Annotated in this window: 10 protein-coding genes; 4 read left to right on the forward strand and 6 right to left on the reverse strand. The window is 62.3% G+C overall.

The genetic code is table 11. The features are described from left to right. Window positions 1-91: 91 nt before the first annotated feature. From ftsZ to ACSQ2Z_RS02910, 5 genes are all read right to left on the reverse strand, one after another. Entirely contained in the window at window positions 92-1,120 is a 1,029-nt protein-coding gene (ftsZ, locus tag ACSQ2Z_RS02890; RefSeq protein ID WP_436079827.1) for a cell division protein FtsZ, read from the reverse strand. A gap of 261 nt (window positions 1,121-1,381) precedes the next feature. Continuing rightward, window positions 1,382-1,585 carry a hypothetical protein gene (locus ACSQ2Z_RS02895; RefSeq protein ID WP_436079828.1) on the reverse strand — a complete coding sequence of 68 codons (204 nt, stop codon included), beginning with the start codon at window positions 1,583-1,585 and terminating at the stop codon, window positions 1,382-1,384. A gap of 425 nt (window positions 1,586-2,010) precedes the next feature. Continuing rightward, window positions 2,011-3,240 carry an IS4 family transposase gene (locus tag ACSQ2Z_RS02900; protein WP_436082954.1) on the reverse strand — a complete coding sequence of 410 codons (1,230 nt, stop codon included), beginning with the start codon at window positions 3,238-3,240 and terminating at the stop codon, window positions 2,011-2,013. 253 nt (window positions 3,241-3,493) lie between these two features. Further along, window positions 3,494-4,585, reverse strand: a complete 1,092-nt coding sequence (locus ACSQ2Z_RS02905) for a TraB/GumN family protein (protein WP_436079829.1) — start codon at window positions 4,583-4,585, stop codon at window positions 3,494-3,496. A gap of 99 nt (window positions 4,586-4,684) precedes the next feature. Next, window positions 4,685-5,584, reverse strand: a complete 900-nt coding sequence (locus ACSQ2Z_RS02910; RefSeq protein WP_436082955.1) for a tyrosine recombinase XerC — start codon at window positions 5,582-5,584, stop codon at window positions 4,685-4,687. 173 nt (window positions 5,585-5,757) lie between these two features. On the opposite strand from ACSQ2Z_RS02910, the gene ACSQ2Z_RS02915 reads away from it, so the two are divergent. Both ACSQ2Z_RS02915 and ACSQ2Z_RS02920 read left to right on the forward strand, forming a co-directional pair. Next, window positions 5,758-6,684 carry a GNAT family N-acetyltransferase gene (locus ACSQ2Z_RS02915; protein WP_436079830.1) on the forward strand — a complete coding sequence of 309 codons (927 nt, stop codon included), beginning with the start codon at window positions 5,758-5,760 and terminating at the stop codon, window positions 6,682-6,684. Between the two features lie 318 nt (window positions 6,685-7,002). After that, window positions 7,003-8,817 carry a methyl-accepting chemotaxis protein gene (locus ACSQ2Z_RS02920; protein ID WP_436079831.1) on the forward strand — a complete coding sequence of 605 codons (1,815 nt, stop codon included), beginning with the start codon at window positions 7,003-7,005 and terminating at the stop codon, window positions 8,815-8,817. 74 nt (window positions 8,818-8,891) lie between these two features. Here ACSQ2Z_RS02920 and fsa read toward each other — a convergent pair whose 3' ends face one another. Next, window positions 8,892-9,545 carry a fructose-6-phosphate aldolase gene (gene fsa / locus ACSQ2Z_RS02925; protein ID WP_436079832.1) on the reverse strand — a complete coding sequence of 218 codons (654 nt, stop codon included), beginning with the start codon at window positions 9,543-9,545 and terminating at the stop codon, window positions 8,892-8,894. A gap of 82 nt (window positions 9,546-9,627) precedes the next feature. Between fsa and ACSQ2Z_RS02930 the strand changes: the two genes are divergently transcribed. Both ACSQ2Z_RS02930 and ACSQ2Z_RS02935 read left to right on the forward strand, forming a co-directional pair. Beyond that, entirely contained in the window at window positions 9,628-11,832 is a 2,205-nt protein-coding gene (locus tag ACSQ2Z_RS02930; RefSeq protein ID WP_436079833.1) for a primosomal protein N', read from the forward strand. 255 nt (window positions 11,833-12,087) lie between these two features. Then, a complete protein-coding gene (locus ACSQ2Z_RS02935) occupies window positions 12,088-12,474 on the forward strand; it encodes an AGROH133_08824 family phage infection protein (RefSeq protein WP_436079834.1) in 387 nt (128 codons plus the stop codon). The last annotated feature ends 237 nt before the right edge of the window (window positions 12,475-12,711 follow it).

The following is a 12,711-nucleotide window of genomic DNA, read 5'->3' on the forward strand; positions in this document are numbered from 1 at the left end:
GGCCTGATAACCAGCGGCGATCATCCGTTTTTCCACGTCATGCCGCTATCGAGCGGGAAGCGCTTGCCGCCCGCTCGGAAACAGTTTTGGCTCACTGCAGTGTCCGCGCTTGCGCCGGTTGAGCCGCAACACCGGCGACGTCGCCTGTGGTCAGTGCCTGTGAATCCAGACCGGTGGCCACCACTGAAACGCGGAAGACGCCGTCCAGGCCCTTGTCGAAGATTGCGCCGACGACGATGTCGGCGTCCTCGTAGACTTCCTCGCGGATGCGGGTCGCGGCTTCGTCCACTTCGAACAGCGTCATGTCGGAGCCGCCGGAAATCGAGATCAGCACGCCCTTGGCGCCCTTCATTGACACTTCGCTCAAGAGCGGATTGGCGATCGCCGCCTCGGCCGCCTTGGAGGCGCGGCCGTCGCCGATTGCCTCGCCCGTTCCCATCATCGCCCGGCCCATGCCCTTCATCACCGATTTGACGTCGGCAAAGTCGAGGTTGATCAGACCTTCCTTGACGATCAGGTCGGTGATGCAGCCGACGCCGGAATAGAGAACGCGATCGGCGATGACGAAGGCATCGGCAAAGGTGGTCTTGGCATCGGCGATGCGGAAGAGATTCTGGTTGGGGATGACGATCACTGTGTCGGCCGCCTCGCGCAGTCGCTCGATGCCTTCCTCGGCTGCCTGCATGCGCCGCTTGCCCTCGAAGCTGAACGGCTTGGTAACGACGCCGACGGTGAGGATGCCGGCCTTGCGGGCTGCTGCTGCAATCACCGGCGCGGCCCCTGTTCCCGTACCGCCGCCCATGCCGGCGGTGACGAAGCACATATGGGTGCCGCCAAGATGATCCATGATCTCGTCGATCGATTCCTCCGCCGCCGCGCGGCCGACTTCCGGAAGCGATCCGGCGCCGAGCCCTTCGGTCACCTGCGCGCCAAGCTGGATCAGCCGCGGCGCCTTCGACATGGTCAGCGCCTGCGCATCGGTGTTGGCGGCAACGAAGTCCGCGCCTTGAAGGCCTTCGGCGATCATGTTGTTGATGGCGTTGCCGCCACCGCCGCCGACGCCGATGACGGTGATCTTCGGTCTCATCTCCGAAATCACGGGTTTCTTGATCTCTGACATCTCGTCATCTCCTTGGAACGTGGTCGCTGCCCCGGCACGTGTGGAAGCGCGTTCCGGGAGCTGCAACAAGAATGCGAAGCGGAGCGGGCGCGAATCAGGCCGCCGCAGGTTATGTCCGCAAAAAGGCAGAGAGACGGCGCGGGTGCAAGTGTAAGGCGGACTATTGTTGGCCGCTGCGTCAACATCAGCGCGGAAAGCACCGCCGCTTCGATGCACTCTGCAGCTTCACCCCCCCCTCTGTCACTTCGTGACATCTCCCCCTCAACGGGGGAGATCATTCTTTTCCTTCGCAAGTTTTGGTAGGGCGAGGCATGAAATCTCCCCGTTGAGGGGGAGATGTCCCGGACGGACAAAGGGGGGATGCTCTTGATAATCCAGCTTTAAGCAACACGTTGCCGAAAGATCGGGGACGAAGGGGCCGACAGCAACCGCTTCGTCGAGATCATTGGCCGCGAGAAATTTCATCCTCGCAAATCCCCGCCTGGAAAACCTGTGCAATGATCATGGCGTCCTGTCGCGGATACACCGCAAGACGTTTGCGGCGAGGCAGGGCTGGCGCTCCACGGGAAACCTCGTGGCCTTCGTCTGGAGGCTGCGAACGTCAGGCGGACCGGAAGGAGAGCCCCCGGAAAATGGATCCCCTCCGTCCTTATGGGGCGGGCGTGCCTGTGGGGCACACATGTCGGGACAGGTCGTCCCGAGGCAGAGGGTCTAAGTCCAATACGGTTCACATAACGACTCTGATGGCGTTTTTGATGTTGACGGGCGGTGGTGGCCTGTCGGCTTTTCGTCGGACAGGGAAGTTACTCATCTTGCGTTTGACGCCGCGTTTGTTTCGGCGATGAGCGCGGGGTGGGACGCGCTCCTGGAGGATCTCGGCGAGGATGGCGCTATGCAGGGCGGCTCGACGCCGAGGGGGGAATAGCGCCGAAGGCGGGGAGCTTTCGGCGGATGACGCGAACTGCGTGCAGAAAGGAGAGCCGATCGGGGTCCTCGTCGGCCTGGAGGGCGGCTTCATGCATGAGACCGCGAATGGCGAAGTGGGCCATCAACAGGCCGAAGACCTCCTGGCGCACCAGGTCGGGGGTTTTGCTGCGCAAGACGATCTTGGCGCCGCGCAGGTGGGTCTTGAGTTCGCCCAGGGCGGTCTCGATTTCCCAGCGCTCGTGATAGAGCGCGGCCAGGTCTTCGGCGCCGGCCTTGGCGTGGTCGAGAACCGTGGTGGCCAGGCGATAGATGGGCTCGGCACCCTCGACGCCGTCCAGGCGGTAATCGATGACGCGAACTGCGACGCCCTTGGTCTTGCGCCGGCGATCGGTCTCGGACGGATAGATGTGGCTCAGATAGGAGCCGTCGGGCAGCCGTTGCTCGTCTTTCAGGCGCGCATTCTGCTTGATCCTCCAGAGCAGGTCGGCTCCGGTGGCGCTGGCCTGGGTCCACATCGCGTAGCCAAAGAAATTGCGATCCGCCAAGCAAAGCATGCCTTGGCGCAGGGCTGGCAGAACCTCTTTGGTCAAGGCGATCTCGCTGGTGGTGCAGCCAGCCATCTTCGTGCCGAACAAGACATGCGTGCCGTTCTCCACCAAGGAGACGAAGCGGACTTGCGGGAAGGCGCTTTCGCCATGACCCGCGCCCGGCCGACCGAAGGCGGCCTCGAGAGCCGGATCGTCGGCGACGTCGAACGTGCTGCCGTCGAGGCTGACCAGACGCCACGCCCCGAACCAGGCCCCCTTGGTCCCCCGTGTCGCGATGGGCTGCACCATCGCGTCATGCAGGCGCTGCACCGCCTCGAAGCCGAGCCGCGTGCGGGCTTGGGAAATACCCGATTTTCCCGCCACCTTGAGCGCAGCCCCCGGCCCGCTCAGCCATTGGACGCCCTCCAGCATGCACCGCAGCACCTCTTTACAGGAGGCGTTCATGAACAGCGCCAGGGCGATGACGTAGTAAACCACCACATGAGCCGGCAGATCGCGCTGGCGGATGCTGGTCTTGCCCGACGCGGCCAGAACCTCATGCACCTTGCCGATCGGAAATGTCTTGGCGATCACCCCCAGACCGATGAAATCCGTGATCCGGCGTCCCGCCGCAAGCCCCGCCACCGTACGCCCCATCAATCCCACCCCCGATTCGCAGGTGGGCATTGATTCACAGCCATCGTTAACTGAATGTTAATTTTACTCTAAGTGAACCGTATTGGGTCTAAGTCGGGGTCTGTAGGGAGGAAAGCTCCCGAGAGAACGCCAAACGGGGCGCTGGAAGGCGTCACATATGTTTATTCATTAGAGGCGGCTTCCAGTGCCCCGTCCGAGTCAATGCATGCTTGAAAACCACGGCGGCAAACCGCGCGGGGAGGTTTACGGCTGCGTGGAAGCGTCAGTTCCCGGAAGACATGCTGGTGATTATGAAACCATCCTTGCGCAACAGTTCGATCACGCCTTCATGTCCCGGCAGGTGCAGCGCGCCGACGGCCATGAAGACGCTGCCGCCGTCGAGGATCGGCTTGGCACGGCTTGCCATGGTCTTGTTGCGGTCGACGACGATGCGCTGCTCGAAATCCGCGTAGTCGGTGCTGTTGTCGGACGACATCTCTTGCGAAATGGCCTTCATCAGCGGCATGACCATGCCCGTGTCACCGGTCAGATAGAGTTCTGTCGTCGTCTCCATCACGTCGGCGACGGCGTCGCCGAGATCAAGGGTCTCGATCAGCGCGTCCAGATGAAATTGCACCGGCAATGCATCCATGGCCTTCAGTTGCTCCACCAGAGTTTCCAAACCCTTGAGCGCTTTGCCCTGTGTCAGCGCATCTTCCGCAAGTTTCTTGTCGAGGAAGGAGGCGCCGGCCGCCTTGCGGCTCAGCTCGCAGGCGGGAAGGGCGACGAAGCTGGCAATCATCCAGGGTTTCATCTTCGCAACCAGCGCCAGCGGAATGCCGCGCTCTTTCAGTCCTGCCGTCAGCTTTTCCTGTTCCTCGGCCTTCAGAAAGTCCTTGATCGACTTGCCGTCGGTGAACATCGTCAGTTCCGGCTGCATCAAAAGGGCGGCCGCCGCCTTGCGCTCGTCGACGATTTCGTCGGATTCGACGATCACCGTCCTTGCGGTCTCATACGCCTCGTTGGCCCCCTTCGGCATGGCAAGTACGCGCGGATCGGTCACATGCATGGTGCCCAGCAGATAGGACGGCGCGATGCCGGGCTTCTCGATCTTCCAGAACAGGCCCTTGCCGTTCGGCACGGCAGCGGCTTGCCTTTCAAGCCCCGCAAATCGCGCGGGATCGGCGGCGCGCATCTCGGCGATCAGGTTCTTGCCGCCGCAGGCATTCTGCGCCGCATGGGCCGGCGAAAGGGCGACAAGCGTAACGATCAGGCTGAGAGCAAACAGCACATGCAATGTTGCGATCAGGGCGAGAGTGGTGTTGCCCAGTTCCCTTGCCATGGTGCGTGCCGGCTTTGCCAGATGTTGAAACATTGTCGATCCTGTGTGCGACGGGTCATCGTACCGACCCTAATCGTGCAAGCCTCACGGTCCGTTTAACAAAGCTGGTTAATGCTCCCACGAAGGCAAAATTCAGGCGCGCGGATGCGCCCGATCGTAGATTTCCAGAAGTCGGGCGGAATCGACCCCGGTATAAACCTGGGTGGTCGAAAGGCTGGCATGGCCGAGCAGTTCCTGGATGGTCCGAAGATCGCCGCCGCCGGCCAGAAGATGCGTGGCGAAGGAGTGGCGCAGCGCATGCGGCGTCGCAGTATCCGGCAGGCCCAGCGCACCACGCAGCCTCTGCATCTCGCGCTGGATGATTGCGGCCTGCAGCTTGCCCCCCTTGGCGCCACGAAACAGCGGGCCATCCTGCACGAGATGGCAGGGGCAGAGTTTTTCATATGCCCTGACGGCATCGATCGCCGCCGCGAGCAGCGGCACCACGCGGGTCTTGCCGCCCTTGCCATGAATGCGCAGCGCCGTCGGCATGCCTGAAAAATCTGACGGTGTCAGGTCGAGCGCTTCGGAGATGCGCAGGCCGCAGCCGTAAAGCAGGGTGAGCACGGCGGCGTTGCGCGCGGCAATCCATGGCTCCTCGGCAAGTTGCGCCTCATGGGTGACGACGGTCAAGGCGTCCTTGTCCGTCAGCGGCTTCGGCAGCGACTTCGGCTGTTTCGGTGAGCGAACGGCGGAGGCGCCCGCTGCATTGGCAAGCCCTTTCTTTTCCAGATGCCGCAGGAAGGAGCGAAGCCCCGCAAGCCCGCGGCCGAGCGTTCGCGCGCCAGCACCTGCTTTCCTGCGGGCGGCAAGGAAACCGCGCAGGTCGCCTGGGCGGAGCGAGTGGATATCGCTCAAGCGGACCGGCCCGCTCAGGTGGCCGGTCAGGAAATGCAGGAACTGCCGCGTGTCGCGCTCGTAGGCCTCGACGGTCTTGTCCGACAGGCGCCGTTCGTCGCTAAGCCCCGCCAGCCAGCGCTGGCGCTCCGCCATCAGTTCCGGATGGCCAATGATCAGCAGTTCGTTCACGCGCTTGCTTTCCTGATGTCTGGTTGCCCACAACTCTGCTCCTGATGCCGTTATGTTTTTCCTAATGACCCTTGGAAATTGTCATGTTCGGATCATATTCAACTGCAATAGCTGAGGCCGCACGAGGCGGGAAAAAGATGGCAAGACGCGATTCGGCAACCGGTTTCACCTATTTTGCGGAGGCAATCGCCCTGGTATCGCAGGGCCAGCCGGGTCATATCGTCGATACGCTGATTGCCGAGCGCGGTGAGCGCATCGTCAAGCATCCGCTCTGGCCGGTGATGCGGCCGTTTCTCTATACGGTCTTGAACTATCGCAAGGCCATCGAGTTTGCCGACAGCGTCGCCAACCTGCCGGGCTTTCACGCCTTCCAGTATTTAAGCGAGATCCTCGCCCTCGACATCCGTACCCGCAACGCGGAGCGTATTCCGCAAAAGGGCGGGTTCCTGCTGGTCAGCAACCATCCGACCGGGATTGCCGACGGTGTCGCCGTTTTCGATCTCTTGAAACAGCGCCGTCCCGACATGATGTTCTTCGCCAATCGCGATGCGATCCGCGTCAATCCGCGCCTGGTCGAAATGGTTATTCCGGTCGAATGGCGCGAGGACTACAAGACGAAGCTGAAGGCGCGTGAAACGCTTCAGGTCACCAACCGGGCGATCTCGGAAGGCAAGGCGACCGTGCTTTTCCCATCGGGCCGCATCGCCTACTGGGGAGACAGCAAGCTCAATGAGCGCCCCTGGAAGACATCGGCCGTCGGCTTTGCCCGCAAGTACGATCTGCCGATCCTGCCGGTGCACATGTCGGCGCGCAATTCCGGCCTGTTCTACTGGCTGGCGAAGTGGTCGACCGAACTGCGCGACATGACGGTGTTCCACGAGCTTCTGAACAAGAAGGGCAACATCTTCGACTTCACCATCGGCAACCTCATCGAACCGGAAGCGCTAGACGGCGACCCGGCCGAGGTGACGCGAGCCTTGGAGCGGCACACGGTGTTCGATCTGGCGCGTGATGGCGATGCGAGGTTCGAGGCGATTGTTTCGCCGAAAACGGCGCTCGCTTAAAATCCCTCGTTGCGAGATCGCAGTCGTTTTGCCAGCGGCGGATGTCGCCGTCTCCGGCTGGCGACAGGACGTGCTGCGGACAACCCCCTGTAAGAACAGTGCAATTCCAATGCGGTTAATCACAAGGTAATAATTATCATATAATTTAGTACTTAGATGAGGACGTTACCTGCCCGCCCATCCCAAGGGTGAGGCTGGCTGCATGATGCCAACGTCGACGCCGGTGAAATCCGGAATTTTCAAGCTCGCATCAGCCACTGTCTCCCCCTCGCGGGAGGCCGCTTTCACGTGGCGAAATTTATTTTATTGGAGGATTGCATGAAGCTCACCATTGCTCGCGGGCTTTTGATTTTCGGAGCGATCGTTATCGCCGGCCTGATGTTGTCCATCGGCATCAAGACCTACGCTTTCAACAAGCTGCGCGTGAACGGACCGGTTTACACCCAGGTCATCTACGGCAAGGACCTGATCGCAGACATTCTGCCGCCGCCGCTCTACACGGTCGAATCTTACATGCTGGCGATGGAAGCCGTGTCGAACCCTGAATTCGCCAAGTCAAATCTCGACAAGATTGCGGTCTTGAAGAAGGCGTTCGACGAGCGGCGGGTCTACTGGAAGTCCTCGACTGCTCCCGGTTCGCTGATGGTCAAGCTCGAAAACGACGTGGTGGCGCGGGGAGATATCTACTGGGGGGTGATGGAGAAGAAATTCCTTGCCGCATTCCAGAGCGGGGACGTGGCCGCCATAAAGCGAGCCCTGACCGAACTCAAGACGAGTTTCCATCATCACGAGATCGCGGTGAACGAACTGGTCGCCATGGCCGACAGCTTTCTGAAGGAGCAGGAGGCAGGTGCTGCCTCGGACACCGCCATGCTCTCCGCCGCCGCTGTCGTCAGTTCGGTTGTTTCGGTCTGTTTGCTGCTGGCCGGTCTTTGGTCCTTTCGCCGCCGCGCGGTGCAGCCGCTTGCAGCCATGTCGTCCTATCTGCAGACGCTTGCCAGCGGCAACTACGATCAAGGCGTTCCCTATGCCAACCGCTCGGACGAGATTGGCGCAGTCGCGAAATCCGTCGCGATCCTGCGGGAAGCAGGCATCGAGCGGCGCAATGCCCGCCAGCGCGCCGACGAGGAGCGCCGGAAGCAGGATGAGCGCGATGCCGTTCTCGGGAAGCAGAAAGCGGCGGAGGAAGCGGGGCGACTGCAGGTCATCAAGCAACTGACCCACGGCCTGGAGCGTCTCTCGACGGGCGATCTGTCAGTCCGTCTCGAGCAGCCCTTTGCTGCGGAATATGAAGCACTGCGTTCGGAGTTCAACGGCAGCGTCGAGCGCCTGGCCGAAACGATCTCGACCGTTCTCGAGACATCCGCACGACTGCGTACCAATTCCCTGGAAATTGCTGGCGCTACCGACGACCTGGCGAAGCGGACCGAGTCGCAGGCGGCCTCGCTCGAGCAGACGGCCTCCGCCTTCGACGAGATCACCGTAACGGTGCGCAGTTCATCGGAACGCGCACGCGAAGCAAGCGTGGTGATGGGCGCCGCAAGGGATGGCGCCGAGAAATCGGCCGTTGTTGTTCGCGAAGCCGTTGCCGCCATGGAACGGATCGCGGGATCGTCGACGCAGATCCGCCAGATCATCACGGTCATCGACGAGATTGCCTTCCAGACCAACCTTCTGGCGCTGAACGCCGGTGTCGAGGCGGCCCGGGCGGGCGATGCGGGCAAGGGCTTTGCAGTCGTCGCCCAGGAGGTGCGCGAATTGGCCGGCCGTTCGGCAAAGGCGGCAAGGGAGATCACGACGCTGATCGAGGCCTCGGCCCGCGAGGTCGCCGGCGGTGTGCAACTCGTCAACCAGACCGGCACGGCATTGACCGGCATTGAGGGGCACGTGCACCGGGTAACGGGCCTGATCGGCGCGATCGTCACCGCCGCCGACGAACAATCCTCAGCGCTTGCGAATATCAATGCGGCATTGCACCAGATGGATCAAATGACCCAGCAGAATGCCGCCATGGTCGAGCAGACCAATGCCGCCTGCCGCGAGCTGAGCGACGAAGTGCAGGACCTGAACCGCGCCGCCGGCCGCTTCCAGGTTTCCGGAAAGTCGCAGATCGCGACAATGAGAGCGGCGTAGCGTCGGCCCCTATCGTAAAAAAAGCCCCGCGATCGTGTCGCGAGGCTTCCATCATCATTCCACGCTCTTAAAAATCAGGCGATCTTCTGGCCGGTCTTTGCCCAGTCGGCGAGGAAGGTTTCGAGGCCCTTGTCGGTCAACGGGTGCTTGACGAGGGCCTTCAGGGTTGCCGGCGGGGCGGTGATGACGTCGGCGCCGATCAGGGCTGCTTCCTTGATGTGGTTGACCGTGCGGATCGAGGCGGCGAGGATTTCGGTCTCGTAGCCGTAATTGTCGAATATCTGGCGGATTTCGCGGATCAGGTCCATACCGTCGAAGGCGATGTCGTCGAGTCGGCCGACGAAGGGCGACACGAAGCTGGCGCCGGCCTTGGCGGCGAGAAGTGCCTGGTTGGCCGAGAAGCACAGCGTTACGTTGGTCTGGTGACCATCGGACGTGAGGTTCTTGCAGGCCTTCAGGCCGTCGAGCGTCAGCGGCAGCTTGATGCAGATGTTGTCGGCGATCTTCGAGATGACAGCCGCTTCCTTCATGATCGATTCATAGTCGGTGGCGGCGACTTCGGCGGAAACCGGACCTTCGACGATGCCGCAGATCTCCTTGGTGACTTCCAGGATGTTGCGCCCGGATTTCAGGATCAGCGACGGATTGGTCGTCACGCCGTCGACGAGCCCGAGGTCGTTCAATTCCCGGATTTCGTTCACATCGGCTGTATCGACAAAAAACTTCATGGGTATTCTCCCTTGGGATGCGGGGGCTGCTTGATGTTTCGGGGGTTTTCTTTAACGCAATCCGCAGGCAAGGTCACGGCCGATGACTGAAGATTCGACCGATTTGTTTGACGGCCTGTTCGCCCGCCGGGTCGTGCCCGTGCTGGTGCCGATGCCCGCCCCGAAAGCCTACTCCTATGCGGTGCCGGAAGGCACGGCCGTCGAACCCGGATCGATCGTACAGGTGCCGCTCGGACCGCGCCAGGTCATGGGCGTCGTCTGGGACGGCACGGATGACGGCGGCGTCGATCCGAAGAAGCTCAAGGCGATTACCCAGGTCTTCGATTGCCCGCCGCTCGGGAAAGACATGCGCGCCTTCCTCGACTGGGTCGCCACCTACACCGTCTCGCCGCCCGGCCTTGTTGCCCGCATGGCGCTACGCGCGCCCGCCGCCTTCGATCCGGAGCCGATGATCGAAGGGCTGCGGCTCACCGATACGCGGCCCGAACGGATGACTGCGGCGCGCCAACGGGTGATTGCCGCTGCCGACAACGGCTTTGCCTGGACGCGCTCGGGCCTTGCCCATGCGGCGGGAACCTCGTCGAGCGTCATCGACGGGCTCGTGGCGCAGGGGGTGTTCGAAACCGTCTTCATGGCGCCGCCGCCGGTCGTGGCCGCGCCGGACCCGGATTACGTCGAGCATCGCCTCGAAGGACCGCAGAAGCAGGCGGCGCAGGACCTGCTGGAGAGCGTGGCGGCAGGCGGTTTTTCCGTCTCGCTGATCGACGGCATCACTGGCTCCGGCAAGACCGAGGTCTATTTCGAAGCGATCGCGGCGACGCTGAAGGCCGGCAAGCAGGTGCTGATCCTTTTGCCGGAAATCGCCCTGACGGCGAGCTTCCTTGAGCGGTTCCAGGACCGCTTCGGCTCGAAGCCGGCCGAATGGCACTCCGATCTCGCGCCGCGAACGCGTGAAAAAGTCTGGCGGCAGGTGACCGAGGGTGGAGTGCGTGTCGTCGCCGGCGCCCGCTCCGCGCTTTTCCTGCCGTTCGAAAATCTCGGCCTCATTATCGTCGACGAGGAGCATGACCCGGCCTACAAACAGGAAGACCGCGTCTTCTATAATGCGCGCGACATGGCGGTCGTGCGTGCCCGCATCGGCGATTTTCCGATCGTGCTCGTCTCGGCGACGCCGTCGGTCGAAAGCCGGGTGAACGGCGATCTCGGCCGCTACAGACCGATCCACCTGCCGACACGCTTCGGTGATGCCGCCCTTCCGGATCTCGGTGTCGTCGACATGCGCCGCCATCCGCCGGAGCGCGGTGGCTTCCTCTCGCCGGTTCTTCTCAACCAGATCGGCAAGGCCGTCGGGCGCGGCGAGCAGGCGCTATTGTTCCTCAATCGCCGTGGTTATGCGCCGCTGACGCTCTGCCGCGTCTGCGGCCATCGCTTCCAGTGCCCGGATTGTTCGAGCTGGTTGGTCGAGCACCGGTTTCGCGGCCAGATCCAGTGTCATCATTGCGGCTATGCGCAAAGGACGCCAGAGAGTTGCCCGGAATGCGGCACCTTCGATCATCTCGTCGCCTGCGGGCCGGGCGTTGAGCGCATCGCCGAAGAGGTCGACCGGCATTTTCCCGAGGCCCGCACGATCGTGCTCTCCTCCGACCTGATGGGCGTCAAGCGGCTGCGGCTGGAACTGGAGGCCATTGCGCGCGGCGAGGCGGATATCGTCGTCGGCACCCAACTCGTCGCCAAGGGGCATAATTTTCCGATGATGACCTTCGTCGGCATCGTCGATGCCGATATCGGTCTTGCCAATGGCGACCCGCGGGCCGCCGAGCGAACGTTCCAGCTCTTGAGCCAGGTTACGGGGCGGGCCGGGCGCACCGGCCTGAAGAGCCTTGGCCTGCTGCAGACCTACCAGCCGCAGCATCCGGTAATGCAGGCGATCGTCTCGGGCGATTCGGAAGCCTTTTACGAGCGCGAGATCAATGAGCGCGAGAAGGCGCTTCTGCCCCCGTTCGGGCGACTGGCGTCGATCATCGTTTCGGCCGATACGAGAGCTGATGCGGAGGGGCACGCTAGAGGCCTGCGGCAGGCGGCGCCCCGCGTCAGCGGTATCAGCATTCTCGGGCCTGCCGAAGCTCCGCTCGCCCTGATCCGCGGCCGCCACCGCTTCCGGCTTCTGGTCCACGGCCGCCGCAACAGCGACATGCAGGCCTTCGTGAAGACCCTGCTTGCCAGAGGGCCGAAGGTGCGCGGCTCCGTCAGCGTCCAGCTCGATATCGACCCGCAGAGTTTTCTTTAGCGACCGTGTACGGCCTTGCCCCTCATCCGGCCTATCGGCCACCTTCTCCCCATGAATGGGGAGAAGGACCGGGCGGCGAGCTGCGTCGTCCCCTCTCCCCGTTCACGGGGAGAGGCTAGGGTGAGGGGCAGATCGCCGCATTCAGTTATCATGCTGATCTGGCCCCGGATTACTGCCGCCTCGCGATTCCCTTTTTTGCTGCGCTGGGTTATTGCTGCCTCATTGCAGCAATGGTTTGAGATTCAAGAGGGCACCATGGAGTTCTACATTCCGACGGAAACGGGAGAATTCCTGGCGTTCTGTGCGGCCGTGGTCACGGCGCTGATCGGGCTTGTCTTTCTCTTTGCGCCCGGTATCGCCTATCGCGCCGTCGGCATCGATCTGCGCGAAGGCCGGCGCGGGGGGCATGCGGAAGCGCGATCGACCATGGGCGGCTTTCATCTTGGGCTTGGCATCGCGGCCCTGCTCCTCGCCCAGCCGATGGTCTATCTGGCGCTCGGGGCGGCCTTTTCGCTCGCGGCCTTCGGTCGCATGCTGTCAATGCTGTCGGATCATGGCAATACAGTCATGAACTGGTTGTTCCTCATTGTTCAGATCGTGCTTGCGGCCTTGCCCCTGGCTTATGTCTTCGGCCTCGTCTGAGGTCATTTTGGGACAGGCACACGGAGACCTCGTCAGCTCATACCCTATTTTTGGCGAAATTCGGCCAAAAGGATGCACACTTATCGCGCATTCGTGCGGTTGGCGTGTTGCGAGTCCAGATATCCTATGCTAGACGAACCGCGACTTGTGGGGGAAGCAGGCCGCCCGGCCTGTGTAGCTCAAGAAAATATCGCAACAAATTCAAGGTGTTGGGTTTACGGTTCTCCGCAGACATCG

Source organism: Pararhizobium sp. LjRoot235 (assembly GCF_964254145.1).
Taxonomy (GTDB): domain Bacteria; phylum Pseudomonadota; class Alphaproteobacteria; order Rhizobiales; family Rhizobiaceae; genus Pararhizobium.